Here is a 25,962-nt window from a genome sequence, read left to right as displayed (position 1 = left end):
CGAATCGGGGAAATGGTCTAAATCAGGTCGAGCGGGTCGACACTCACCTTCACGACATCGGGCGTCTTACGCGCCGCACGCACCCCACTGGCCCCTTTGAGCGCGGCTGCCAGGGCCGCCCCGCCGGACCTCCGTACCCGGATCATGGCGCGTTCCTGGCCCGCCTCGTCCACGGGGACGGGGCCGAGCACCTCGGCGTCGGGCGGCAGGCGTACCTCGTCGAGCATCTGCCTGACCGCGCTCGCCACGCCGGTGAGCGTGGCCATCCGCACCGCCGGCGGGAAGCCCAGCTCGGCGCGGTCGCCCAGCTCGCGCTCGGCGTGGGTGACGGGGTCCCACCTCAGCAGGGCCTGAACGGCGGGCAGCGCGGCGTCGCCGAGCACCACCAGCTCGGCGGCGGGGCGGAGCAGGGCGGCGGCGTTCATCCACCTGCGCACCGCCTCCTCGCCCGCCCTCAGGTCGGCCCTGCCCAGGAGCGCCCAGCCGTCGAGCAGCACGGCCGCCGCGTAGCCGCCTTCCGCCACGGGCTCGGCGCCCGGCGTGGCGACGACCAGCGCGCGGGTGGCGGGGACGGTGGCCAGGACGCCGTCGCGGCCCGACGTGCGCACCGGCACGGAGGGGAAGGCCCTGCCGAGCTCCTCCGCGGTGCGCCGGGCACCGGTGACCACGGCGCGGAGCCTGGGGCTGCCGCAGGACGAGCAGCGCCAGTCGGCGTCCACCCGGCCGCACCAGCGGCAGTAGGGGGCCGCGTGGCCGCCCCGGAGGGCGAGCGGCCCGTGGCACAGGTGGCCGGCCTCCGCCGGGGCCTCCGGAATCGGGAAGGCCGTGCCGGCGTGCGGGTCGGGCGGCAGCGCCGTCCTCCGCGTGGGGGGCCGTGTGGGGGGCCGTGTTGGGGGCAGGGCGCAACGGGCGGGAGTGCGGCAGTGCCGGCAGGCCAGGGCGGGCAGGTAGCCGCGTCTGGGAACCTGCACCAGCACGGGCCCGCTGTCCAGGCCGTGGCGCAGGGCCCGCCAGGCGAGGCTGGGCAGCCTGGCCTGGCGGGCCGCCTGGTCCTTGGCCAGCTCGGCGTCCTCGCCCGCGGGGCGCACCCGGGGGCCCAGGCCCCTGATCATCGTGCGGGCGGCCACGATCGGCCTGGCCCAGCCGGAGGCGACGAGCTGGGTGGCCTCGGCGGTGCGCGCGTATCCGCCGATGAGCATCGCGGCGCCGGTCCTGTGGGCGCGCAGGCCGAGAACCTCGCGGGCGTGCGGATACGGCGCCAGGCGCTCGGCGTGGAGGTCGTCACCGTCGTCCCAGATGGCCACCAGGCCGAGATCGGCGACGGGGGCGAACATCGCGGCCCTGGTGCCGACGACGGCCCGCACCTGGCCTCTCAGCACCTTCAGCCACCGGCGGTAGCGTTCGGCCGGGCCGAGGTCGGCGGTGAGCGCCACGTGCCTGCCCGGCCCCAGCACCCGGGCGAACTCGCCGTCGGCCAGCGCCACGTCCTTCCCGTCGGGCACCACGACGACCGCTCCCCTGCCGCCGTCCAGCGTCGCCCGCACGGCCTCGGCCGTGGCCCCCGCCCATCCCCTGGCGCCCGGCAGGGCGGACCACACGGCGCGGGGCGCGCGCCCGTCGCGCAGCGCGCCGAGGAAGGAGGGGCCGGTCGGGTACGCGTTCCATGCGCTTTCGGTCTGGGACGGCTCCGCGGGCGGCAGGTCCTGCTTGGCGGGCTCCTCCGACTCGGCCTTGGCGTGGCGGGGCGGGACGGCCAGGCGGAGCACGTCGGTCAGGGTGCCCGCGTACCGGTCGGCGACCGCCCTGGCCAGCCCGGCGATCTCGGGGGTGAGCACGCGTTCGGGGGACACCACGCGTTCGAGCGGCATGAGCCTGCCGTCGTGGTCGCTCTCGTCCACCCGTTCCAGCAGGAACCCGTCGACCAGCTTGCCCGCGAACCGCACCCGCACCCGCACGCCCGGCCCGGCCGTCTCATGCATGGAGTCGGGCACCAGGTAGTCGAAGGGGCGGTCGAGGTGCGGCAGCGGGCTGTCCACCGCGACCCTGGCCACGGGGCGCTCAGGGGCGGGCGCGGGGGCCCCTTTGGTGTCCTTCGACGACGCTGGGGGCCGCACGGCGTCGAGCGGCAGAAGGGCGTCGTCGGAGTCGGTCACGCATAACGTCTACCAGACCGTTCGCCGTGACCGAGCGAGAGCGGAACGGTTGCCGGGGCCACGCGTCCCCGGCGGTTACGGGCACGCCGGAAGGCCGCGTCAACCCAGGTGGGCCGGTCGTCGAGCACGCCGCGCGTCCCCGGGCCTCAAGGCCGCGAATGCCGCCTTCCGCAGCCGCGCCGGCTCCGGGGGCGCGCCTGACCCGCCCAGAGGCGCCGCACACCAAGGCGGCGCCCCTTGAGCTCGGACGGCGTAGGTCAGAGACCGGCGGCGGTGCGCAGGGCCTCGGCGCGGTCCGTGGACTCCCAGGAGAAGCCCTCACGGCCGAAGTGGCCGTAGGCGGCGGTCTCCGAGTAGATCGGGCGCAGCAGGTCGAGGTCGCGGATGATGGCGGCCGGGCGCAGGTCGAAGACCTGGAGGACGGCGTCCTGGATCTTCTCGACCGGCAGCTTCTCGGTGCCGAAGCACTCGACGAACAGACCCACCGGCTGCGCCTTGCCGATCGCGTACGCGACCTGGACCTCGCACCGGTCGGCCAGGCCGGCGGCGACGACGTTCTTGGCCACCCAGCGCATGGCGTAGGCCGCCGAGCGGTCGACCTTGGACGGGTCCTTGCCGGAGAAGGCGCCGCCGCCGTGGCGGGCCATGCCGCCGTAGGTGTCGATGATGATCTTGCGGCCGGTCAGGCCGGCGTCGCCCATGGGGCCGCCGATCTCGAAGCGGCCGGTCGGGTTGACCAGCAGGCGGTAGCCCTCGGTGTCGAGGTCGAGGCCGGCCAGCACGGGGTCGACCACGTGCTCCTTGATGTCCGGCGTCAGCATCTCCTTCAGGTCGATCTCCGCCGCGTGCTGCGTGGAGACCACCACGGTGTCGAGGCGGACGGGCGTGTCGCCGTCGTACTCGATCGTCACCTGCGTCTTGCCGTCGGGACGGAGGTAGGGCACCGTGCCGCTCTTGCGCACCTCCGACAGCCGCTGCGCCAGCCGGTGGGCCAGGGTGATCGGCAGCGGCATGAGCTCGGGGGTCTCGCGGCAGGCATAGCCGAACATGAGGCCCTGGTCGCCCGCGCCCTGGCGGTCCAGCTCGTCCTCGGCCTGGTCGACCCGGCTCTCGTAGGCGTCGTTGACGCCCTGGGCGATGTCGGGGGACTGGGCGCCGATGGACACCGACACGCCGCACGAAGCGCCGTCGAAGCCCTTGTGGGAGGCGTCGTAGCCGATCTCGAGGATCTTCTCCCGGATGAGGGCCGGGATGTCGATGTAGGTCTCGGTGGTGACCTCGCCTGCGACATGGACCTGGCCGGTAGTGATCAGCGTCTCGACCGCGACCCGGCTCTTGGGGTCGTCCTTGAGCATGGCGTCGAGAATCGCGTCACTGATCTGGTCAGCGATCTTGTCCGGGTGGCCTTCGGTGACCGACTCGGAGGTGAACAGGCGACGTGACAACTCAGTGGCTCCTCATGCAGCGGCTGCTGACGGATTTAAGGCCCGGGACGCATGGGCATACCTGGGCCTCGCCGAAGTCTAGCCCCACCCGGCGCCGGGGCGCGAAACCGTCCGCGATCCGGATTCCGTCACAGCTCGGGCAGCGGGTCGGGCGGCAGGGTCTCCGGCGCGAAGATCTCCGCGTCGGCGGCCGCCACCACCGCGGCGTACTCCTCATCGAACTCGAACACCATGGAGTCCAGCTCGATGACCGGTCCGGGCAGGATGGGGCCGAGCCGGGTGTGTCGCGGGAACTCCGCGAACACCGCGACCGGCCGATCGCTCCTGAGCGTCCTGGTGGCCAGCACCGATATCGAGGAAGCGGTGACCACGATCAGGAAATTCCCCGTCCCGCCCGGGCCCGCCGACACCGCCGGAAAGACGTAGCGGATCTCCCCCTGGTCGCCGAGCAATGTTCTACAACGGTCTCTGACAGCAGAACCCACCGGCATTCCATCCCCCTTCGCCCCAAGTATCCGCAGGCGACAGGGGTGTAGCAATAGGTGATCGGGTAATCGCTCTTGCACGATTTGAACGGTCCAATACCGGGTACGAGCACCGGATACGCACATCCCGGAAGGGCCGGGGCCACGCTAGGGAAGGCGGGCCGCCACGAGGTCCCACACGACGTCGGCGAGCGCCTCCTTGGGCCCGAACGGCACCTCGACCGGGTCGCCGCCCGCCACCAGCACGGTGGCCGCGTTGTCGGGCGTGCCGAACGCCAGCCCCTCTCCCACCTGGTTGACGACCAGCAGGTCGCACCCCTTGCGGGCGAGTTTGGCCTGGCCGTTGGCGAGCACGTCGTGCGTCTCGGCGGCGAACCCGACGATCACCTCGGGGTACGCCCCACGCTCCCGGCGCGGCACGACACCACCCGGCTCCAGCCCGTCGGCGGCCAACTCCGGCCCAGCGGCGGGGAGGGGTTGGGCCGCGGTTGCGGGCCGCGGTTGCGCGGCGCGGGCCTCGCGGCGGAGGGTGCCGAGCTCGGCGAGGATGTCGGGATTCTTGGCCAGGAAGATCGGCTCCGGCTCGCCGTCCGTCTTCTTGATCTTCGCCTCGTGCCGCGTGGCGGGCCGGAAGTCGGCCACCGCGGCGGCCATGACCACCGCGTCGGCGTCGGCCGCGGCGGCGAGCACCGCGTCGCGCAGCTCGGACGCCGACTCCACCCGTACGACCTTGGCCCCGGCGGGGTCGGGCAGCGTGACGTTCGCCGCCACCAGCGTCACCTCGGCCCCCCGGGCGACGGCCGTGCGCGCCAGCGCGTAGCCCTGCCGCCCCGAGGAGCGGTTGCCGAGGTAGCGGACCGGGTCGATCGCCTCCCGCGTGCCTCCGGCGGAGACGACGACCTTGCGCCCGGCCAGGTCGCGGGGCCGGCCGCGCAGGACCCGCAGGCAGACCTCGAAGATCTCCGCGGGGTCGGGCAGGCGCCCGGGGCCGGTGTCGGCGCCGGTGAGGCGCCCTACGGCGGGGTCGATCACGACGGCGCCCCGCTCGCGCAGCGTCTCGACGTTGGCGCGGGTGGCGGGGTGCTGCCACATCTCGGTGTGCATCGCGGGCGCGAACACGACCGGGCAGGTGGCCGTCAGCAGCGTGTTGGTGAGCAGGTCGCCGGCCAGCCCGTGGGCCGCCCTGGCGAGCACGTCGGCGGTCGCGGGCGCCACCACGACGAGATCGGCCTGCTTGCCGATCCGCACGTGGGGCACCTCGTGAACGTCGTCCCAGACCTCGGCGGACACGGGGTTGCCGGACAGGGCGGCCCAGGTGGGCGCGCCCACGAACTTCAGCGCCTCGCGGGTCGGCACGACCCGCACCTCGTGCCCCGACTCGGTGAACAGGCGCAGCAGCTCGCAAGCCTTGTACGCGGCGATGCCGCCGCTGACGCCCAGGACGACCTTCATCGAAGGAGTCAGACCGCGCCTTCGATGGGCTCGGCGCTGAGCAGGCCCTCGGAGACCTCGCGCAGCGCGATGGACAGCGGCTTCTCCTGCGCGTGCGTCTCGACCAGCGGGCCGACGTACTCCAGCAGGCCCTCGCCGAGCTGGGAGTAGTAAGCGTTGATCTGGCGGGCGCGCTTGGCCCCCATGATCACCAGGGAGTACTTGCTGTCGACGATGTCGAGCAGCGCGTCGATCGGCGGGTTGGTGATGCCCTCCGCGGCCGGGGTGGTGCCTGCCACGATTGTCAGACCTCTCGGTTGGTGGTTGTCGTGACCCCCTGAGGGTCAGTCATCAAGGCTATCAGCCGGCGGCACACGTCTTGGACGCTTGTGTTCACGAGTGTCAAGTCGAACTCCTGCTCCGCGGCCATCTCGACCCGCCCCGCCTCCAGGCGGCGCGCGATGACGTCCTCGGGCTCGGTGCCACGGCCACGCAGCCGCTTCTCCAGCTCCTCCCAGGTGGGCGGGGCCAGGAACACCAGCAGGGCCTCGGGCATGCTCCTGCGCACCTGCCTGGCGCCTTCGAGGTCGATCTCGAGCAGGGTGGGGACCCCGTCGGCGAGCTTCTTCAGCACCGGCTCGCGCGGCGTGCCGTAGCGGTTTCCCGCGAACTCCGCCCACTCGAGCAGCTCCCCGGCCGTCACCAGCCGGTCGAACTCCTCGCCGTCGACGAAGTAGTAGTGGACCCCGTTCACCTCACCGGGACGGGGCCTCCTGGTGGTCACCGAGACCGACAGCCACACCGCGGGGTGTGCCCGCCGGAGCTCGGCGACGACCGTGGACTTTCCGACGCCCGACGGCCCTGAAAGGACCGTCAGCCGCCGTTCACTCAAGGGCAAGAATCCGACCTCCGCGCCGGGCCCGAATGCCTCGTAGGCACTGACTTCGCCGGACCAGGACCTGTCGGTCACTTTCCTACCCCCCGTTGAACCTGCGCTTTCTTGTGGAACAGAGATTAGCTCTCGTTGCCACCGAACTCGCGCTCGAGGGAGGCCCTCTGGTTCGCGCCGAGACCCCGCACGCGGCGGGACTCGGCGATGGCAAGCCGCTCCATGAGCTGCTTGGCGCGGACCTTGCCGACGCCGGGGAGCGATTCCAACAGAGCCGACACCTTCATCTTGCCGATGACGTCGTCGGTCTGCCCATCCTTGAGCACCTCAGCCAGAGAAACCGCGCCATGCTTGAGCCGGTTCTTGACCTCGGCACGCTCTTTACGGGCCTTGGCAGCCTTCTCCAGGGCTGCGGCGCGCTGCTCAGGGGTCAGTGGAGGAAGAGCCACGCCGGGTCACCTCGAATTTCTGTCGATGTACTCGGACGGGAAGGGAAACTAGCTGGTCATCGCCCCCTAAGCAACGTCAAGCGCCGTTTCTCTCCTCACAAAATCCACTTCATCACTCTGCGTGATCGTAAAATCACATTGTGCTGATCAAATCGCCCTCACTTCCCGGTTCGCGCGTCGGCCCGCGACGGTGTCGCGAAACGCAACGATGATCGCATTCCAGCCACCCACCGATGTCCGAAATCCTGCCCAGACCAGGGCCGAAACCCATTCCGAAGATCGCGTGCGCAGGCCCCCGCGGATGCATTACGATCTTGCCAGGCACCCCGGCACGGCATGATCCACAAACCCCGCCGCCCACCCCACGGACGGCACCCCCGCGCCAAGGGACCCACCACCCCGATCCGAGCCCGCGGATCACCACCCACCGCGCCACGCGATCACCCGCGCCGCGGGCCCGCCCGCGCCGCGCGTTGAACACCGTGACGGCGAGCCTGAAGAGCGATCAGCTACCAGTCGGGGTCGAGAGGCCGGCGGGCGATCGACTACCGGCCGGGGCTGAGCGGCAGGGCTGTGCGCCAAGCTGACAAGCCGGTCCGGGGGACCGTTCGCCCACCCGATCGGGGCGATCGCTCAGGTGGGCGGAACGGCAGGCGCCGGCCGGCTGAGGGTGCTGGCTAGGTGAGGGCGCGGGCGCGATGGGCCGACGATTCGCCACGGAGTCGGTCAAGAGTACGCGTCGTCACGGCGACCGGCCCGTGAGCCTTCACGACCGGCCATGACAGACGGCAACGCACGTCGGCGCGTGCGGCCCACCGTGCGCGGCCGTAAAGGATGGATGGCTTGAACGGCGCGCGGCCCACCGGGCAGCCGCAAGAAGCACCCACGGTGAAGCCACAAAGAGTGGGTTAAGACGCGCGGCGGAGAGAAGCGGCTATCGCGGCGGCGGCTGCGCCCGGGTCGGGGGAGGCGGTGATGGGGCGGCCGATGACGAGGAGGTCGGCGCCGTCGGCGAGGGCCTGTTCGGGCGTGGCGACCCGCGCCTGGTCCTGCGTGTCGGCCCCCGCGGGCCGCACCCCCGGCGTGATGAGCGTGATCCCCTCCCCCACCTCCGCCCGCACCGCGGACACCTCGTTGGGCGAGCACACCAGCCCCTTGGCGCCCGACTCCACCGACAGGGCGGCCAGGCGGCGCACGGCGTCGTCGGCGGGCCCCACGAGCCCGATGCGCGCCAGGTCGGCCTCCGACAGCGAGGTGAGGATCGTCACCGCGGCGATCTGGGTCTGCGGGTCGGCGGCCTCCACGGCGGCGCGGATCATGGCCGGGCCCCCGGCGGCGTGCACGGTGAGGATGGCCGGGCGCAGCCGGGAGACGGCGCGGGAGGCGCCGGCGACGGTGTTGGGGATGTCGTGGAGCTTGAGGTCGAGGAACACCTGCACGCCGCTGGCCCCCCGCACCGAGGCGATCACGTCGGGGCCGTAGCGGAGGTAGAGCTCCAGGCCCACCTTGACCGTGCTGACGTGCGGCGTCACCAGGGCCGCCCACTGGGCGGCGGTCTCCAGGTCCGGGGCGTCCAGGGCGACGGCGATGGGCGCGGGAGTCAGGAGCGGGGCGGGACTCAAGACGGACTCTCCTCGGTACGGCAGCTGATGATCATGGTGTGCTCTCTTCGGAGTCGACGAGCAGGTGGCGGGGGGCGCTCCCCGGCGGGCGGTGGGCGAGGCCGACGGCGTCGGCCAGGCGCTGGAAGCCGCGGGCCCTCAGAAGGTCCTCAAGCTCGCGTTCGATGCGCAGGCAGGCGTAGGGGTCGTGGAACAGCGCCGTGCCCACTCCGACCACGCAGGCGCCCGCCAGGACCAGCTGGAAGGCGTCCCTGCCGCTCATCACGCCGCCGATGCCGATGAGGGGCACCCCGGGCAGGGCGGCGTGGACCTGCCACACGCACCGTACGGCGAGCGGCAGGATCGCGGGCCCCGACAGTCCTCCGGTCACGGCGGCGAGCGAGGGCCGCAGCGCCTCGGTGTCGATGGCCATGCCCAGCGGGTTGTTGATCATGGACAGCGCGTCGGCCCCCGCGTCCACGCAGGCCCGCGCGACCGACACGATGTCGGCCACGTCGGGGGCCAGCTTGGCCACGACCGGCACGTCGTAGCGCATGATGGAGCGGACCGAGGCGATCACCTCGGCCGCGGCGCTGCCCTCGCGGGCGAAGACGCGGCCGCGGTCCTCCATGTTCGGGCAGGAGAGATTGACCTCGAGAGCGGTGACCCCGGGCGCGTCGGCCAGCCTGCGGGCCAGCTCGGAGTATTCGGCGACGGTGCCGCCGCCGATCGAGACGATGGTCTTGATGCCCCGCTGCGCGAGCCAGGGCAGCTCGCGCTCCAGGAACGCGTCGATGCCCGGCCCCTGCAGGCCGACCGCGTTGAGCATGCCCGAGGGCGTCTCGGCCATGCGCGGCGTGGGCCGCCCGGCGCGCGGGGCCATGGTGATCGAGCGGGTGGTCAGCGCCCCGAGCCGGTGCAGGTCGAAGAACTGGGCCAGCTCCCGCCCGGAGGCGGCGCATCCGGCGGCCGTGGTGATCGGGTTCGCGAGCTCCACATGCGCCAGAAATGTCCGCATATCAACTGACATGTCGCGCACCGCCTCCGGGGGCGCCGAGCGCGTCGAACGGGATCGTTCCCACGTCCTCGAAGCGCACCCGCTCCCCCCGGAACACCGGTCCTTCCGCGCATGCCCGCACCATCCTGGTCACCCCGTCATCCCCGATGACGGGCAGCACGCACGTCATGCACACCCCGATGCCGCAGGCCATCGACTCCTCGACGGCCACCTGCACCGGGATGTCGAACTCCATCGACACCGCCGTCACGGCCCGCAGCGTCTCCATCGGAGCGCAGGCGTAGACCGCGTCGGCCCGCGTGTCGGCGATCACCGAGGGTAGCGCGTCGGTGACCTTGCCGCGAAGCCCGAGCGAGCCGTCCTCGGTGGTCAGCGTGGTGGTCTCGGCGATGCGGCGGGCCCGCATGGCACCGAACACCCGCTCGGCCCCGGCGCCGCCCAGCACGAAGTCGACCCGGCAGCCCCGCGCCAGCAGCGCGTCGGCCAGCGGGAACAGCAACGCGGAGCCGTACTCGGCGCCGACCAGCACGCAGTGCACCGGGTCGCGCGGCAGCGGAAAGGGCCGGCCGAGCGGCCCGACCAGGTCGAGCGTGTCGCGGGCGCGCCGCTCGGCCAGCCAGGCCGTGCCGGGGCCGCGGGCGGTGAAGACCAGCTCGACCGTGCCGCCGTAGTCGGACTTGACGTCATGGATGGACAGCGCGCGGCGCGTCACCATCGACGTCTGGCCCCCGCCGACCGCGACGGAGACGAAGTGACCGGGGCGGTAGCGCTCGGCTATGCCGGGCGCCACCACCGTCAGCGCATGGTAGGCGTCGACCCGGCGCGTGGTCAGCACCGTGCCCGTCACCTGCACCGGAGTGCCGGCCAGTCGTCTTCACCTCCCGTGCGGGGTCAGCCCCGGAGTGCCTGTGCGTGCTCCTGGAGCGACCGTACGCCGACATCGCCGCGCACGATCGCCTGGATGCCCGCCGCCGCCGCGGCGAGCCCTGAGACCGTGGTGATGCACGGGATGCCGCGCAGCACCGCGGCGGTGCGGATCTCGTAGCCGTCGAGCCGCGGCCCCGACTGCCCGGGGCTGCCGAACGGCGTGTTGACGATCAGGTCGACCTCGCCGTCGAGAATGGCCTGCACGCTCGTGCGCTCACCTCCGGGACCAGGACCCTCGCTCTGCTTGCGCACGATCTTGGCATGGACGCCGTTGCGGCGCAGCACCTCGGCGGTCCCCTCGGTGGCCAGGATCTCGAATCCGAGATCCGCGAGCGCCTTCACAGGGAAGATCATGGCACGCTTGTCCCGGTTGGCCACCGACACGAACGCGCGTCCCTTGGTCGGCAGCTCGCCGTAGGCGCCCGCCTGGGACTTGGCGTACGCGATCCCGAAGAACTCGTCGATGCCCATGACCTCGCCCGTGGAGCGCATCTCGGGCCCCAGCACGGTGTCCACGCCCCGGAAGCGGTTGAACGGCAGCACCGCCTCCTTGACCGCGATCGACGCGTCCAACGGCAGCGTCCCGCCGTCGCCGGTCGCGGGCAGCATGCCCTCCTCGCGCAGCGAGGCGATCGACGCGCCGAGCATCACCCGGGCCGCCGCCTTGGCCAGCGGCGCCCCCGTGGCCTTGGACACGAACGGCACGGTGCGGCTGGCCCGCGGGTTGGCCTCCAGGACGTAGAGGACGCCGGCCGACATCGCGTACTGGACGTTCAGCAGGCCGCGCACGCCCACCCCGGCGGCGATGGCCTCGGTGGCGGCGCGGATGCGCTTGATGTCGTGGCTGCCGAGCGTGATGGGCGGCAGCGCGCACGCCGAGTCGCCGGAGTGGATCCCGGCCTCCTCGATGTGCTCCATGACGCCGCCGAGATAGAGCTCCGAGCCGTCGTAGAGGGCGTCGACGTCGATCTCGATGGCCTCGTCCAGGAACTTGTCCACCAGCACCGGGTGGCCGCCCTCCTGGGCCGCCATGTACGTCGTCAGCGTCTCGTCGTCGTACACGATGGCCATGCCGGCGCCGCCGAGCACGTAGGACGGCCGGACGAGCACGGGGTAGCCGATCTCCTCGGCGATCTCCCGGGCCTCGGCGACGGTGAGCGCGGTGCCGTGCTTGGGCGCGGGCAGCCCCGCCTCGGCCAGCACCCGCCCGAACGCGCCGCGCTCCTCGGCCAGGTGGATCGACTCCGGCGAGGTGCCGACCACGGGCACGCCCGCGTCCTTGAGCGCCTGCGCCAAGCCGAGGGGCGTCTGACCGCCGAGCTGCACGATCACGCCCGCGACCGGGCCGGTCTGCTGCTCGGCGTAGACGACCTCCAGCACGTCCTCCAGCGTGAGCGGCTCGAAGTAGAGCCGGTCGGAGGTGTCATAGTCGGTCGAGACGGTCTCCGGGTTGCAGTTGACCATGACGGTCTCGAACCCGGCCCTGGACAGCTCGAACGAGGCGTGCACGCACGCGTAGTCGAACTCGATGCCCTGCCCGATGCGGTTGGGCCCGGAGCCGAGGATGATGACCTTCTCGCGCTCGCCGTAGGGGACCTCGTTCTCCTCGTCGTAGGTGGAGTAGAGGTACGGCGTCCTCGCGGCGAACTCGGCGGCGCAGGTGTCGACGGTGTTGTAGACCGGGCGCAGCCCCAGCGCGTGGCGCAGGTCGCGCACCCGGGCCTCGTCGATGCCGCGGATCTCGCCGATCTGCGCGTCGCTGAACCCGTGCCGCTTGGCCCGCTCGAGCACCTCGGTGGTCAGCTCGGCGGCGTCGGCGACCTCCCCGGCCTCCTCGTGGAGCAGGAAGAGCTGGTCGACGAACCACGGGTCAACGCTCGTCGCCTCGAACACCTCCTCGGGCGTGGCGCCCGCCCTGATGGCCTGCTGCATCGTGCGCAGCCGCCCGTCGTGCGGGGTGCGGCAGCGCTCGAGCAGCTCGGCCTTGTCGCCGCTCTCACCCGCCCAGGTGAAGGAGGACTCCTTCTTCTCCAGCGACCGCAGCGCCTTCTGCAGCGCCTCGGGGAAGGAGCGGCCGATGGCCATGGCCTCGCCGACGGACTTCATGTGCGTGGTGAGCGTCTGGTCGGCGCCCTTGAACTTCTCGAACGCGAACCTCGGCACCTTCACCACGATGTAGTCGAGCGTCGGCTCGAAGGAGGCCGGGGTCTCCTTGGTGATGTCGTTGGGGATCTCGTCGAGGGTGTAGCCGATCGCGAGCTTGGCCGCGATCTTCGCGATCGGGAACCCGGTGGCCTTGGAGGCCAGGGCGCTCGATCGGGACACGCGCGGGTTCATCTCGATGACGATCATGCGACCGGTGCGGGGGTCGACCGCGAACTGGATGTTGCAGCCGCCGGTGTCGACGCCGACCTCGCGGATGACGGCGATGGCGACGTCGCGCATGTTCTGGTATTCGCGGTCGGTCAGGGTCAGCGCGGGCGCGACGGTGACGCTGTCGCCGGTGTGGACGCCCATCGGATCGATGTTCTCGATGGAGCAGACGATGACGACGTTGTCGCGCTTGTCGCGCATGACCTCCAGCTCGTACTCCTTCCAGCCGAGGATCGACTCCTCCAGGAGCACCTCGGTGGTCGGAGAGGCGTCGAGCCCGGCGCCGCCGATGCGACGCAGGTCGGTCTCGTCGTAGGCGAAGCCGGAGCCGGCCCCGCCCATGGTGAACGACGGCCTGACCACGACCGGGTAGCCCAGCTCGCCCGCGGCGGCCAGGCACTCCTCCATCGTGTGGCAGATGGCCGACCTGGCCGACTCGGCGTTGAGCCCGCGCTCGCGGGCCACCTTGGCGACGATCTCCTTGAACCGCTCGCGGTTCTCCCCCGCCTGGATCGCGTCGAAGTCGGCGCCGATCAGCTCGACGCCGTACTTCTCCAGCACGCCCGACTCGTGCAGCGCGACCGCGGTGTTGAGCGCGGTCTGCCCGCCCAGGGTCGGCAGCAGCGCGTCGGGCCGCTCCTTGGCGATGATCTTCTCGACGAACTCGGGGGTGATCGGCTCGACGTACGTGGCGTCGGCGAACTCGGGGTCCGTCATGATCGTCGCCGGGTTGCTGTTGACCAGGACGACGCGGAACCCCTCGGCCCGCAGCACGCGGCACGCCTGGGTGCCGGAGTAGTCGAACTCGCACGCCTGGCCGATCACGATCGGCCCCGAGCCGATCACCAGGACGGACCTGATGTCCTCACGCTTGGGCACGGCTCATGACCTCACAGAACTCGTCGAAAAGGTAGGCGGCGTCGTGGGGGCCCGCGGCGGCCTCCGGGTGGTACTGGACGCTGAAGGCCCGCCCGTCGAGCAGGCGCAGCCCCTCCACGCAGCGGTCGTTGAGGTTGACGTGGCTGACCTCGGCCTGACCGTACGGGGTCTCGAACGGCGCGTCGAGCGGCGCCTCCACGGCGAACCCGTGGTTGTGCGCCGAGATCTCGACCTTGCCGGTGCGCACGTCCTGGACGGGCTGGTTGACGCCCCGGTGCCCGTAACGCAGCTTGTAGGTGGAAAGGCCCAGGGCCCGCCCGAAGAGCTGGTTGCCGAAGCAGATCCCGAAGAACGGGACCCTGGCCTCCAGAACCCCCTGCAGCGCGCTCACGTCCGCCGTGGCGGGGTCGCCGGGCCCGTTGGAGAAGAAGACCCCGTCCGGCTCGACCGCCATGATCTGCTCGTACGTGGCCGTCGCGGGCAGCACGTGCACCTCGCAGCCACGCTCGGCCATCCGGTGCGGCGTCATGCCCTTGATGCCGAGGTCGACGGCCGCGACCGTGAACCTCTTCTCCCCGATCGCCGGCACGACGTACGGCTCGGCGGTGGCCACCTCGGCGGCCAGGTCGGCGCCCTCCATACGGGGCGACTGCCGCACGCGCTCGACCAGCTCCTCGACCGGCACGGTGGGCGCGGTGAAGATGCCGGCGCGCATGGCGCCGCGCTCGCGCAGGTGGCGGGTGAGCGCGCGGGTGCCGGAGATGGCGATCCCGACGACGCCCTGCTCCTTGAGGTAGTCGTCGAGCGAGCGGTTGGCCCGCCAGTTGGAGACGACCCTGGACGGCTCGCGCACGACATAGCCGGCGACCCAGACGCGCCCGGACTCGGGGTCCTCGTCGTTGACGCCGGTGTTGCCGATGTGGGGCGCCGTCATGGCGACGATCTGCCGATGGTAGGACGGGTCCGTGAGGGTCTCCTGGTAGCCGGTCATGCCGGTGTTGAAGACCATCTCGCCGAACGTCTCGCCCTCGGCGCCGTACGGTCGTCCCTGGAAGACGCGGCCGTCTTCCAGGACGAGCACCGATGTGTTCAAACCAGCTTCCCTTCGAGAACGGTCGCCCTGCCGCGCAGGAACGTGGCCACCACCCGGCCGGGCAGCGTCATCCCCTCGTAGGGGGTGTTCCTGCTCTTCGACGCGAATGCGGACGGATCCACCTCGGTGCGCGCGGACGGGTCGTACAGCGTGATGTTGGCCGGGGCGCCGACTTCAAGCGGCTGCCCCTGGCCGCCGAGACGGCCGATGCGGGCCGGGACGACGGACATGCGCTCGGCGACGCCCGCCCAGTCGAGCAGCCCGGTCTCGACCATGGCCTCCTGGACCACGCTGAGCGCCGTCTCCAGTCCCACCATGCCCATGGCCGCGGCCGACCACTCGGTCTCCTTGTCCTCGACCGGGTGGGGGGCGTGGTCGGTGGCGACGATGTCGATCGTGCCGTCGGCCAGCGCGGCCCGCAGCGCCTCGACGTCCGCGCGGGTGCGCAGCGGCGGGTTGACCTTGTAGATCGGGTTGTACGCGCCCACCGGGGACTCCTCGACCAGGTCGTCGGTGAGCAGGAGGTGGTGCGGGGTGACCTCGCAGGTGACGTTCCAGCCCTTGGACTTGGCCCAGCGGATGATCTCGACCGAGCCGGCCGTGGAGACGTGGCAGATGTGCAGCCTGGAGCCGACGTGGGCGGCCAGGAGGCAGTCGCGGGCGATGATCGCCTCTTCGGCGACCGCGGGCCAGCCGGTCAGGCCGAGCCTGCCGGAGATCACGCCCTCGTTCATCTGGGCCCCGGAGGTGAGCCTGGGCTCCTGGGCGTGCTGGGCGATGACGCCGTCGAACGCCTTGACGTACTCCAGGGCGCGGCGCATCAGCACGGCGTCGTCCACGCACTTGCCGTCGTCGGAGAAGACCCGCACGCGGGCGGCCGAGTCGGCCATCGCGCCCAGCTCGGCGAGCTGCTTGCCCTCCAGGCCGACGGTGACGGCGCCGACGGGGTGGACGTCGCAGTGCGCGAACTCGCGCCCGAGCCGCCACACCTGCTCGACGACCCCGGCGGTGTCGGCGACCGGCGAGGTGTTGGCCATGGCGTGCACGGCGGTGTAGCCGCCCCGGGCGGCCGACTGGGTGCCGGTCTGCACGGTCTCGGCGTCCTCGCGGCCGGGCTCGCGCAGGTGGGTGTGCAGGTCCACGAGGCCGGGCAGCGCGATCGCGCCGCCGCCGTCGACGGTCTCGGGCCCCTCCAGGCCCTGACCGATCTCGGCGATCTCCCCGTCGGCGACGCGGATGTCGACGGGCTCCCCGCCGAGAATCCTGACATTCTTGATGATCACGCGCTCTCTCCCCCCAGCAGCAGGTACAGCACCGCCATGCGAATGGTCACACCGTTGGCGACCTGCTCCACGATCGTGGAGCGCGCCGAGTCGGCCACCTCCGCGGCGATCTCCATGCCCCGGTTCATCGGCCCGGGGTGCATCACGATGGCGTCCTCGGGCATCTTGGCGAACCGGTCCCGGTCCAGGCCGTACCGGCGTGAGTACTCCCGCTCGCTGGGGAAGTAGGCGGCGTTCATCCGCTCCTTCTGCACCCGCAGCATCATCACCACGTCCGACTTCGGCAGCACCGCGTCCAGGTCGTAGGAGACCTCGCACGGCCAGGAGCCGACGGAGACGGGCAGCAGCGTCGGCGGCGCCACCAGCGTGACGTCGGCGCCGAGCGTGTCGAGCAGCAGCACGTTGGAGCGGGCGACCCGGCTGTGCAGCACGTCGCCGACGATCGTGACCTTGCGCCCTTCGAGGCTGCCCAGGCGGCGGCGCATCGAGAAGGCGTCGAGCAGCGCCTGCGTGGGGTGCTCGTGGGTGCCGTCGCCGGCGTTGACGACGCTGCCGCGCACCCAGTTGGCCAGGCGGTGTGGCGCGCCGGAGGCGCCGTGGCGGATGACGACCGCGTCGGCGCCCATGGCCTCGAGGGTGAGCGCGGTGTCCTTGAGCGACTCGCCCTTGGACACGCTCGACCCCTTGGCCGAGAAGTTGATCACGTCGGCGGACAGCCGCTTGGCCGCCGCCTCGAACGAGATGCGCGTGCGGGTGGAGTCCTCGAAGAACAGGTTGACCACGGTGCGCCCGCGCAGCGTGGGCAGCTTCTTGATGGAACGTTCCGAGACCCTCGCCAGCTCCTCGGCGGTGTCGAGGATGAGGAGCGCGTCGTCCTTGGTGAGGTCGCCCGCGGAGATCAGGTGGCGGTTCACTTGGCGTCCCCCTTCATGAGGAGCACGGCGTCGCGGCCGTCGATCTCCTGCAGGTAGACCTTGACCTTCTCGCTCTTGGCCGTCGGGAGGTTCTTGCCGACGTAGTCGGCGCGGATGGGCAGCTCGCGGTGGCCGCGGTCGACCAGCGTGGCCAGCTGCACCGCGGTGGGCCGGCCGAGGTCGTTGAGCGCGTCGAGCGCGGCGCGCACGGTGCGGCCGGAGTAGAGGACGTCGTCCACGAGCACGACGACCCTGCCGTCGATGCCGTCCGGCGGCAGCTCGGTGCGGCCGAGCGGCCTGGCGGGCTTGAGCCGCAGGTCGTCGCGGTACATCGTGATGTCGATGGAGCCGACGGGGATCTTGACGCCTTCGAACTGCTCGATGCGGTCGCCGAGCCTGCGGGCCAGCGTGGCGCCGCGGGTCGGGATGCCGAGGAGCACGACGTCGTCGGCGCCCTTGGTGCGCTCGAGGATCTCGTGTGCTATGCGGGTCAGCGCCCGGTGGATGTCAGGGGCCTCGAGGACAGCCCTGGAATCGGACATGGCGAATCTCACCACCTTTCCCGCCTCACGGGACGGGTCTTAAAAGGGTGTTGGTCGGCACACACAGTACCAGGGGCTACCAGGAACAACGCGAGAGGGCTCCCGTGGCGTCACGAAGCTTCATCGGGGTACGGATGGCGTACCGGCTTCCTCGGGGAGACGCTGATACTGCCCGGGGAAGCCGCCAGGAGGGGATGCTGCGAAGATGGCCTTTCACGTCGATTCCGAGGTCGGACGCCTGCGCCAGGTGCTCGTTCACGGGCCGGACCGGGCGCTCAGACGGCTGACCCCGTCCAACAAGGACGCGTTCCTCTTCGACGACGTGCTGTGGGTCCAGCGCGCGATGGAGGAGCACGAGGAGTTCCAGCGGGTGCTGACCGGCCGCGGCATCACGGTCCACCTGCTGGCCGACCTGCTCAGGGAGACCGTCGACATCCCCGAGGCGCGCAAGCACATCCTCGACGCCGTCGTCGACGAGCGCTGGCTCGGCCCCGGCGCCACCGACGACGTCCGCAACATCCTCGACGGCATGGACTCCGCGACGCTGCAGGTCTACCTGACCGGCGGCATCACCAAGGGCGAGCTGCTCGAGAGGGGCTGCGGCCCCGGCTCCGTGACCTTCCACACCATGCGCGACGACGACTTCATCCTGCCGCCGCTGCCCAACCACCTCTTCACCCGCGACACGTCCTGCTGGATCTACGACGGCGTGTCGATCAACGCGATGAAGAAGAAGGCCCGCATGCGCGAGACGGTCAACATGGAGGCCGTCTACATGTACCACCCGACGTTCGCCGACGGCTTCAACCGGCCCGGGCGGGGGGGCTTCCACTGCTGGATGCCGGGCCAGCCGGTCGCGCCGGCGACCATCGAGGGCGGCGACGTGCTGGTCCTCGGCAGGGGCGCGGTGCTGATCGGCATGAGCGAGCGCACCCAGCCGCAGGCGGTGGAGATGCTGGCGCAGCGGCTGTTCGCGGCCGGCTCCGCGCGGACGATCGTGGCGCTCGACATGCCGAAGGCGCGGGCGTTCATGCACCTCGACACCGTGATGACGATGCTGGACGTGGGCGTGTTCACCCAGTACGCGGGTCTGGGGATGCTGCCCGCGTACACCATCGAGCCCGGCGAGACGCGCAAGGAGCTCAAGGTCACCGACCACCCGCCGCAGGACATGCACCAGGCCATCGCCCACGCCATCGACCTGCCCGCCATCACGGTCCTGACGCCCACGCAGGACCTCCACGCGGCCGAACGGGAGCAGTGGGACGACGGCTGCAACGGGCTGGCGCTGGAGCCCGGCGTGGTCGTCGCCTACGAGCGCAACACCACCACGAACGCCTACCTGCGCGACAACGGCATCGAGGTCATCACGATCAGGGGCAGCGAGCTCGGCCGGGGGCGCGGCGGCCCGCGCTGCATGAGCTGCCCGCTCGAACGCGACGGAGTCTGAGGAGGGGCCGATGCGGGTCATCGTCGCTCTGGGCGGCAACGCGGTGCTCAGGCGCGGCCAGGCGCCGGACGCGGACGTCCAGCGGGCCAACGTCCGCGCGGCCGTCAAGACGCTCGCCCGGCTCGCCGACCGGCACGAGCTGGTCATCACCCACGGGAACGGCCCGCAGGTCGGCCTGCTGGCCCTGGAGAGCGCCGCGGACCCCAACCTGACCAGGCCGTACCCGTTCGACACGCTCGGCGCGCAGACGCAGGGCATGATCGGCTACTGGATGCAGCAGGCCCTGCAGAACGCCCTGCCCGGCCGTCAGGTCCTGGCCATGGTCACGCAGACGCTGGTGACGGCCGTCGACCCCGCGTTCGAGCACCCGACCAAGTTCGTCGGCCAGGTCTACGAGCGCGAGGAGGCCGAGAAGCTGGCCGCCGAGTACGGCTGGACGGTCCGGCGCGACGGCGACCAATGGCGGCGCGTCGTGCCGTCGCCGACCCCGCGCCGCATCGTCGAGACCCGGCTGATCCACCAGATGATCCGCGAAGGCGTCATCGTGGTGTGCGCGGGCGGGGGCGGCATCCCGGTCGTCCGCGACGAGCGCGGCCGGCTGACCGGCGTGGAGGCGGTCATCGACAAGGACCTCACCGCCTCGATGCTGGCCGAGGCCCTGGAGTGCGACGCGTTCCTCATCCTCACCGACGTGCCGCGCGTCATGCGGGGCTTCGGCACGCCGCACCAGACGGAGATCGCCCACACCACGCCGCACGAGCTGCGCGCCCTGGAGTTCCCCGCGGGGTCGATGGGGCCCAAGGTGGAGGCGGTGTGCCGGTTCGTGGAGACGACCGGCGACATGGCCGCGATCGGAAGACTCGACGAGGCCGAGCGCATACTCGACGGCACAGCGGGAACGATCGTGACACCCAACGGCAGGTGGCCGCTGACGAGCACGCTGTAGGGGGTGTCCCGTGACACTGGCCCAACGGCTCTTCCGCACCAAGCCCACGGAGCGCATCATCGCGGAGGGCGGTCACGGCGAGGGGGGCGAGCTGCGGCGCACCATGTCGCTCTGGCAGCTGACGCTGTTCAGCGTGGGCGCCACGCTCGGCACCGGCATCTTCGTCATCCTGGGGCAGGCGGTGCCCAAGGCGGGGCCGGCGGTGGTGGTGTCGTTCGTGCTGGCGGCGATCACGGCGCTGTTCTCGGCCCTGTCGTACGCCGAGCTGGCCGGGACGATCCCGGTGTCCGGCTCGTCCTACTCCTACGCGTACGCGACGCTGGGCGAGCTCGTGGCGTGGATCTGCGGCTGGTGCCTCATGCTGGAGTACGCCGTGTCCGTGGCGGCGGTGGCCGTGGGCTGGGGCAATTACCTCAACTCGTTCCTGCGCTCCCTGTTCGGCTTCACGCTGCCCGCGGCGATCACCCGCTCCCCCGGCCAGGACGGCGGCGTGATCAACATCACCGCGATCGTCATCGTCCTGCTCGCCACGTGGCTGCTGCTGTACGGCGCCTCGGAGAGCGCCACGGCGAACGCGATCTTCGTGATGATCAAGGTCGTGGTGCTGCTCTTCTTCTGCGTGGTGGCGTTCACCGCCTTCCAGGCCAAGAACTTCACGCCCTTCGCACCCCTGGGGGTGGCCGGCATCACGGCGGCGGCCTCGCAGGTGTTCTTCTCCTACGTCGGCTTCGACGCCGCCTCCACCGCGGGCGAGGAGGCCAAGAACCCCAAGCGCGACCTGCCCCTGGCGATCCTCCTGTCACTGGTCATCGTGACGGCCATCTACGTGCTCGTCGCGATGGCCGCCATCGGCGCGCTGCCGTGGACGCAGTTCGACGCCAAGCACACCGAGGCGAGCCTGTCCTACATCGCCGACCTGGCCGTCGGCGCCACCTGGCCGGGCCTCATCGTCTCTTTCGGGGCGGTCATCACCATCGCCAGCGTCGTGCTCACCGTCATCTTCGGCCAGACCCGCATCCTGTTCGCCATGTCCCGCGACGGGCTGATCCCGCGCGTCTTCCGGCGGGTCGACATGCGCCACCAGGTCCCCGTCGCGAACACCCTCATCGTCGCCGCGTTCATCTCCGTGCTGGCCGGCCTGGTGCCGCTCGGCCAGCTCGCCGAGGCGACCAGCATCGGCACCCTGTTCGCCTTCGCCATCGTGAACGTCGGCGTGCTCGTCCTGCGCTACCGCAGCCCCGAGCTGCCGCGCACCTTCCGCACGCCGCTGTTCCCCGCCACGCCGGTGCTCGGCGCCGTCCTCTGCCTCATCGTGATGGCGGGCCTGGCCGGGGTCACCTGGGTGGCGTTCGGGCTGTGGATGCTGGTGGGGCTGATCTGCTACTTCCTGTACGGCTACGGCCATTCGCGGCTGAACGCCGAGGTGGGCTGAATGAAGCTCGAGAACGTGCTGGCCGGCTGCATCCCGGAGCCCAGGGGCAGGGACGGGCTGGCACTGGCCGCGCTGGTCAGGGAACAGGTCCACGGGCGTCTGACGGTGGCCTACGTGCAGCCGCCCGCGTGGTCCGCGCCCGGACCGGCCAGGGCCGAGGAGAGCGCGTGGCGCGCGTACCTGATGGAGCAGGCCGACGCGACGCTCTGGCAGGCGCGCGAGCTGGCCGGCGACGACGCCGACTACGTGGTCCACACCCACAAGGGCAGCGGGCGCGGGCTGGTGGAGCTGGCGCGCAGGCGCGGCGCCGACGTCGTGGTGATCGGCTCGGCCGCCGGCGGCGGCAAGGGCCGCATCACCGTCGGCAGCACCGCCGACCAGCTCTTGCACTCGTCCTCCGTTCCCGTGCTGCTCGCCCCGCGCGGCTACGGCGACAAGCCCCCCGCCGCCTTCGAACGCCTCACCGTCGCCTACCGGCGCAGCCCCGGCTGCGACGCGGCGGTCAAGGACGCGGCGGCGGTGGCCGCGTCGCTGGACGTGCCCCTGCGGCTGGTCACGCTGGTGATCAGCAACGGCAGGCGCGCCAGGATCGAGGAGGAGATGCTCGTCCGCCTGCGCGACGAGGCGGCCTCCAACCTGCGGGCGGCGGCCCACGGACGGCCACGCGTGGAGGTGGAGGTGCTGGAGGGCCGCAACGTCGCGCAGGCACTCGGCACGACCTCGTGGCTCCCCGGCGAGATGATCATATGCGCTTCCAGCGCCACCGGGCCACTCAGGCGGGTCTTCCTCGGAGACACCTCGATCAAGATCGTACGGGCTGCGACCTGCCCTGTCATGATTCTCACGCGGCAGACCCAGGGTGGGGAAATTTCTCGTCAAACTCTGACGAAGTAGCGTTACCACTGGGACATGAGGGGCGATTGCGGCGATCCCTACCGGATCGGATTCGGCATCTTTTTTCCAATCAGCTTGACCTCAGGCGTCCGCCCCTTTACCGTCACTGTGCGTAACCACACCTCGCGGCGTTCTGGGGTAAACCTGGGGCCATGGCTACCGATGGTGCCGGGCTTGGCACCAGACCCCCCGGTGGCTAGGGCATACGCCGCAAGGGAGCACAATCTACTGAGAGCGATACATACAAGACCGGGGGCCACACAATGCCGTCTGAGTACGCAAAGTCGCTGGGTGCACGACTCCGCGCCATACGCACCCAGCAGGGCCTGTCCCTGCATGGAGTCGAGGAAAAGTCGCGTGGCAGGTGGAAAGCCGTGGTCGTGGGCTCGTACGAGCGTGGCGACCGTGCGGTGACCGTACAGAAGCTTGCCGAGCTTGCCGACTTCTACGGGGTGCCCGTATCCGAGCTGCTGCCGGGCGGAGCCGCGCCCAGCCCGCTCGGACCGACACCCAAGCTTGTGATCGACCTGGAGCGCCTGGCCACGCTGCCGAAGGAGAAGGCGGGGGCACTCGCCCGCTACGCCGCCACGATCCAGAGCCAGCGCGGTGACTACAACGGCAAGGTGCTGTCGATCCGCCAGGAGGACCTGCGCTCGCTTGCCGTGATCTACGACAAGTCGCCCAGCGAGCTGACCGAGGAGCTGATCAGCTGGGGTGTTCTCGACGCCGAGGCCCGCCGCGCCGTCGAGTCGTTCTGAGGCTGTCCCTCTCCCCTGAGGTCGCCCCCTCCCTCCGAGGCCGTCTCACCCCGCTCTGAGGCCGCCTCGCGCGCCTGAGGGCTCGTCACCGCCACGCGGTCGGCGAGCCACCCGGCATCGAGTGCCCTTTCCTGGCCCGCCGCGCTTTCCGAGCGGCATGGAGCCTGGTTTCGCGCCACCGTGGACACATTCCGCCCCCGCACAGGGCGGCCGTCCCGGAAAGCGCTTACTGGCGTGTGGGGGTCCACGTCGGAGCACCACCGAGCGAGCGGGATCGGTGGTGTGCGCCGACGTACGTCCCGTCGGCGCTCAGCCGCACGGAAGCCCCGCTCCGGCACGACCGCCAGAGCGGGGCGAACCGAGGCCGGCCGTCAAGGAACGCCCGCCGGGGCTGGGTCGGGCGGGCACTCCGTGCAGGCTCGCGTCTCCGGCTCGGCCGGAAGCTCGTCGGCGGTCGGCCGCGTTACGGCGCGGCAAGAGCCGGTGGGCCACCAAGGGGACATCCACCGGGGCAGTATCGTCGGCGCCCGGCCGCGCGAAAGCCGCGTTCGAGCGCGGTGCGGCGACCTCGGAACCCGGCGCACCCGGACACCGCGGTCAGCCCGGCGCATCCAGGGCTGGGTCCAGCCCGGCGACGGGAACGTCCACCCGGACCATGAAGGTGAGATCGGCCCGGTGAAGGGACGTGGGAGGGTCAGCCTGCCAGCGGGACGTTGACCGGCAGTTGGGGCTGGGCCGGCATGCCGAGCAGATCCTCCACCGTGGAGACGAACGTCTCCGCCTCGGCCAGGAGCTCGTCGGCGTCGGCCGCGCTGACCCGGCTGACCATGCCCGCCTCGGCGGCGGCGCGCTTGGCGGCGCTCACCGAGAAGTAGGCGGCCCACTCGGCCAGGCGCGGCTCGGCCTCGGGCAGCAGCTCCCAGGCGCTGCGCAGGCGGCGCCTGCGGCCTTCCATGGGACGGGGACGGGCGGCCAGGATCGCCGCCGCCGCCCGAAGAGCCGCCAGGTGGGCGGCCACGTATCGGGATGCCGGAGTGCGAGCGCCGGTCGCCTCCGCCAGGCAGGAACGAGAATCGGTCAAGTGTGCCCGAACCGCAGGCGACAGCCGGGGCCCGGGCGTTTCTCTAGGCCGTGGTGCCATCTTGCGCGCCTCCTTGGAGTCGTGGGCGGCCGCCGGCGTCTCCGCCGGTGGTGCCAACAATCGCAGACCCCACCGACATTTCCACCGGGCTGGCCGGACGTGGAGCTTCCCCACTCCCCGTCCGGCCAGGGCACGCCCACTCGTCTCCGCCGACGACGAGGACGTGCCCTTCGCCCATGGAGCCTGGCCGCGGGGGAACGCTTGGGGAAGCGAACGGCCCGCGACCAGGTCCTGGTGACGTTGAGCCGCGAGCCCCACCGTCACTACGTCGAACATAATTTCGATCACGCTCGGTGTCAACCGATTCCACGAACACAGGTTCGACGAGCATGAGTCCGAAGGCGCGAAAAAGCCGTCGCCGCGGAGAGCTTGCGGCGACGGCCGGGTGGTTCAGGAGGACAAGAAGACGGTCGTCAGACGACCGAGATGGCGCCCGACGGGCAGAGGGTCACGGCGCGACGGACGCCGTCCTCCAGCTCCGCGGGAGGCACCTTCTGCAAGAGCACCACCGTGCCCTCGTCCTCGCTCTGGTCGAACACTTCCGGCACCGTCAGCGCGCACATGCCCGCCCCGATGCACACCGTCGTATCTGCCTTGATTTCCATGGTGACCTACCAAGTGACTGGGAGGCGGTGCACTCCATAGATGCTCATGTCCGAGCGCATCGGCACCTCCTCGGGTGTTACGGCCAAGCGTAGACCTGGGAAGCGGCGCAGCAGCGCAGGGTACCCGATGCGCATCTCGATGCGGGCGAGCTGCTGCCCCAGGCACTGGTGGATGCCGTGGCCGAAGGTCAGGTGCCCGCCCGCGGGCCTGGTGACGTCGAGCCGGTCGCCGTCGGGGAAGCGGGACGAGTCGCGGTTGACGGTGGGCAGGTGGAGCGCCACGCACTCGCCCGCCTTGATGAGGTTGCCCTCGATCTCGACGTCCTCCAGCGCGGTGCGCATCGGGCCGAGGTGGATGATCGTGAGGTAGCGCAGCAGCTCCTCGACCCCGTTCTCCACCACCGACGGGTCGTCACGCATGGCGGCGAGCTGCGCGGGGTTCGTGAGCAGGGCGTACGTGCCGAGCCCCAGCATGTTGGCGGTCGTCTCGTGCCCGGCCACCAGCAGCAGCAGGGACACCCCGGCGAGCTCCTCGTCGTTCAGCTCCCCGCCCTCGATGAGCCCGCTGATCAGGTCGTCGGCCGGCTCCTTGCGCTTGCGCTGGACGAGCCCGTACATGAACGCCGTGATCCGGCCGAGCGCGGCCATCGCGTCCTCGGCCTTGGACTCCAGGTTGACCAGGAGCTTGGTGTCCTCCTGAAACTGCCCGCGGTCCTCGTACGGCACCCCGAGCAGCTCGCAGATCACCAGCGACGGGATCGGCAGCGCGAACTTCTCGACGAGGTCCACGGGCCCGCCGGCGGCGGCCATGTCGTCGAGGCAGGCGTTGGCGATCTCCTCGACCCTGGGTTCGAGCATCTTCATCCTGCGCACGGTGAACTGGCCGGTCAGCAGCCTGCGGAAGCGCGCGTGCTCGGGCTCGTCCATGCGCAGGAAGAACCCGGGCGGCGTCTTCGCGTCCTTCTGCATCCTCATCCGGAGCAGAGAGCCCTCGATCGGCGGGTGCGCGAGCTCTGAGCGGTTGCTGAAGCGCGGGTGCGCGAGCACCGCGCGGGCGGCGGAGTAGCCGGTCACCAGCCAGCCCCGGTGGCCGTCGGCGAAGGTCATACGGTGCATGTTCGCCCGTTCTCGCAGCTCAGTGGCTTCGTCGGGCGGATCGAACGGGCGCTGCCGGTCGGTGGGAAACGTCACGTCGGACATGTTTCGGCTCCTTTCCGAGCTCCACCCCCAGAAAACCTCATTCATTGCAAAATT

Annotated in this window: 23 protein-coding genes; 5 read left to right on the top strand and 18 right to left on the bottom strand. The window is 71.2% G+C overall.

The genetic code is table 11. The features are described 5' to 3' along the window. Positions 1–17: 17 nt before the first annotated feature. The 15 genes from AB0L65_RS29375 to pyrR form a co-directional block, all read right to left on the bottom strand. Complete coding sequence (locus AB0L65_RS29375) at positions 18–2,153, bottom strand: primosomal protein N' (protein ID WP_364251432.1); 2,136 nt, start codon at positions 2,151–2,153, stop codon at positions 18–20. A gap of 257 nt (positions 2,154–2,410) precedes the next feature. Next, positions 2,411–3,598: a methionine adenosyltransferase gene (metK, locus tag AB0L65_RS29370; RefSeq protein WP_350729101.1), complete on the bottom strand. Its 1,188-nt coding sequence runs from the start codon at positions 3,596–3,598 to the stop codon at positions 2,411–2,413. Between the two features lie 128 nt (positions 3,599–3,726). Beyond that, entirely contained in the window at positions 3,727–4,050 is a 324-nt protein-coding gene (locus AB0L65_RS29365; RefSeq protein ID WP_350729099.1) for a hypothetical protein, read from the bottom strand. Between the two features lie 180 nt (positions 4,051–4,230). Next, positions 4,231–5,535 (bottom strand): bifunctional phosphopantothenoylcysteine decarboxylase/phosphopantothenate--cysteine ligase CoaBC, encoded by a 1,305-nt coding sequence (gene coaBC, locus AB0L65_RS29360; RefSeq protein WP_364251429.1) that lies wholly within the window; start codon positions 5,533–5,535, stop codon positions 4,231–4,233. Between the two features lie 8 nt (positions 5,536–5,543). After that, a complete protein-coding gene (gene rpoZ, locus AB0L65_RS29355) occupies positions 5,544–5,813 on the bottom strand; it encodes a DNA-directed RNA polymerase subunit omega (protein WP_364251426.1) in 270 nt (89 codons plus the stop codon). Positions 5,814–5,818: 5 nt separating this feature from the next. After that, the gene (gene gmk, locus AB0L65_RS29350) at positions 5,819–6,412 is read right to left on the bottom strand and encodes a guanylate kinase (protein WP_185072975.1); all 594 of its coding nucleotides are present in this window, start codon (positions 6,410–6,412) and stop codon (positions 5,819–5,821) included. 116 nt (positions 6,413–6,528) lie between these two features. Continuing rightward, positions 6,529–6,852 carry an integration host factor, actinobacterial type gene (mihF, locus tag AB0L65_RS29345; protein ID WP_020541698.1) on the bottom strand — a complete coding sequence of 108 codons (324 nt, stop codon included), beginning with the start codon at positions 6,850–6,852 and terminating at the stop codon, positions 6,529–6,531. Between the two features lie 908 nt (positions 6,853–7,760). Next, complete coding sequence (gene pyrF / locus AB0L65_RS29340; RefSeq protein ID WP_364251626.1) at positions 7,761–8,456, bottom strand: orotidine-5'-phosphate decarboxylase; 696 nt, start codon at positions 8,454–8,456, stop codon at positions 7,761–7,763. Positions 8,457–8,505: 49 nt separating this feature from the next. Further along, positions 8,506–9,483 carry a dihydroorotate dehydrogenase gene (locus AB0L65_RS29335; RefSeq protein WP_350729093.1) on the bottom strand — a complete coding sequence of 326 codons (978 nt, stop codon included), beginning with the start codon at positions 9,481–9,483 and terminating at the stop codon, positions 8,506–8,508. After that, positions 9,473–10,324, bottom strand: coding sequence for a dihydroorotate dehydrogenase electron transfer subunit (locus AB0L65_RS29330; RefSeq protein ID WP_350729091.1), 852 nt, complete (start codon positions 10,322–10,324; stop codon positions 9,473–9,475). Before AB0L65_RS29330 ends, AB0L65_RS29335 begins: the two co-directional genes overlap by 11 nt. A 38-nt stretch (positions 10,325–10,362) precedes the next feature. Beyond that, entirely contained in the window at positions 10,363–13,650 is a 3,288-nt protein-coding gene (gene carB, locus AB0L65_RS29325; protein ID WP_364251423.1) for a carbamoyl-phosphate synthase large subunit, read from the bottom strand. Beyond that, entirely contained in the window at positions 13,637–14,743 is a 1,107-nt protein-coding gene (carA, locus tag AB0L65_RS29320) for a glutamine-hydrolyzing carbamoyl-phosphate synthase small subunit (protein ID WP_364251420.1), read from the bottom strand. The genes carB and carA overlap by 14 nt, the downstream gene beginning before the upstream one ends. Then, positions 14,740–16,026 (bottom strand): dihydroorotase, encoded by a 1,287-nt coding sequence (locus AB0L65_RS29315; RefSeq protein WP_364251417.1) that lies wholly within the window; start codon positions 16,024–16,026, stop codon positions 14,740–14,742. Before AB0L65_RS29315 ends, carA begins: the two co-directional genes overlap by 4 nt. Then, positions 16,023–16,940, bottom strand: coding sequence for an aspartate carbamoyltransferase catalytic subunit (locus AB0L65_RS29310; RefSeq protein WP_350729083.1), 918 nt, complete (start codon positions 16,938–16,940; stop codon positions 16,023–16,025). Before AB0L65_RS29310 ends, AB0L65_RS29315 begins: the two co-directional genes overlap by 4 nt. Next, entirely contained in the window at positions 16,937–17,482 is a 546-nt protein-coding gene (gene pyrR, locus AB0L65_RS29305) for a bifunctional pyr operon transcriptional regulator/uracil phosphoribosyltransferase PyrR (protein WP_185072969.1), read from the bottom strand. Before pyrR ends, AB0L65_RS29310 begins: the two co-directional genes overlap by 4 nt. A 205-nt stretch (positions 17,483–17,687) precedes the next feature. Between pyrR and AB0L65_RS29300 the strand changes: the two genes are divergently transcribed. The 5 genes from AB0L65_RS29300 (at position 17,688) to AB0L65_RS29280 (ending at position 22,962) form a co-directional block, all read left to right on the top strand. After that, positions 17,688–18,932, top strand: a complete 1,245-nt coding sequence (locus tag AB0L65_RS29300) for an arginine deiminase (protein WP_364251414.1) — start codon at positions 17,688–17,690, stop codon at positions 18,930–18,932. A 10-nt stretch (positions 18,933–18,942) separates the two neighbouring features. Beyond that, positions 18,943–19,878, top strand: a complete 936-nt coding sequence (gene arcC / locus AB0L65_RS29295; RefSeq protein ID WP_364251411.1) for a carbamate kinase — start codon at positions 18,943–18,945, stop codon at positions 19,876–19,878. Between the two features lie 10 nt (positions 19,879–19,888). Continuing rightward, on the top strand, positions 19,889–21,310 hold the full coding sequence (locus AB0L65_RS29290) for an amino acid permease (protein WP_364251408.1): 1,422 nt from the start codon (positions 19,889–19,891) through the stop codon (positions 21,308–21,310). Continuing rightward, complete coding sequence (locus AB0L65_RS29285; protein ID WP_364251405.1) at positions 21,311–22,204, top strand: universal stress protein; 894 nt, start codon at positions 21,311–21,313, stop codon at positions 22,202–22,204. A 263-nt stretch (positions 22,205–22,467) separates the two neighbouring features. Further along, positions 22,468–22,962 (top strand): transcriptional regulator, encoded by a 495-nt coding sequence (locus tag AB0L65_RS29280; RefSeq protein WP_026214021.1) that lies wholly within the window; start codon positions 22,468–22,470, stop codon positions 22,960–22,962. A 694-nt stretch (positions 22,963–23,656) separates the two neighbouring features. Here the strand turns inward: AB0L65_RS29280 and AB0L65_RS29275 are convergent. The 3 genes from AB0L65_RS29275 to AB0L65_RS29265 all read right to left on the bottom strand — a co-directional run bounded on the left by AB0L65_RS29275 (position 23,657) and on the right by AB0L65_RS29265 (position 25,908). Then, on the bottom strand, positions 23,657–24,043 hold the full coding sequence (locus AB0L65_RS29275; RefSeq protein WP_350729075.1) for an SAV_6107 family HEPN domain-containing protein: 387 nt from the start codon (positions 24,041–24,043) through the stop codon (positions 23,657–23,659). Positions 24,044–24,516: 473 nt separating this feature from the next. Continuing rightward, entirely contained in the window at positions 24,517–24,708 is a 192-nt protein-coding gene (locus tag AB0L65_RS29270) for a ferredoxin (RefSeq protein ID WP_185072964.1), read from the bottom strand. Positions 24,709–24,714: 6 nt separating this feature from the next. Continuing rightward, positions 24,715–25,908 carry a cytochrome P450 gene (locus AB0L65_RS29265; protein WP_364251402.1) on the bottom strand — a complete coding sequence of 398 codons (1,194 nt, stop codon included), beginning with the start codon at positions 25,906–25,908 and terminating at the stop codon, positions 24,715–24,717. Positions 25,909–25,962: the final 54 nt, after the last annotated feature.

This window comes from Nonomuraea sp. NPDC052116 (assembly GCF_040680035.1).
Lineage (GTDB): Bacteria > Actinomycetota > Actinomycetes > Streptosporangiales > Streptosporangiaceae > Nonomuraea > Nonomuraea angiospora_A.
This window is presented reverse-complemented; position numbering and strand designations above follow the sequence as displayed.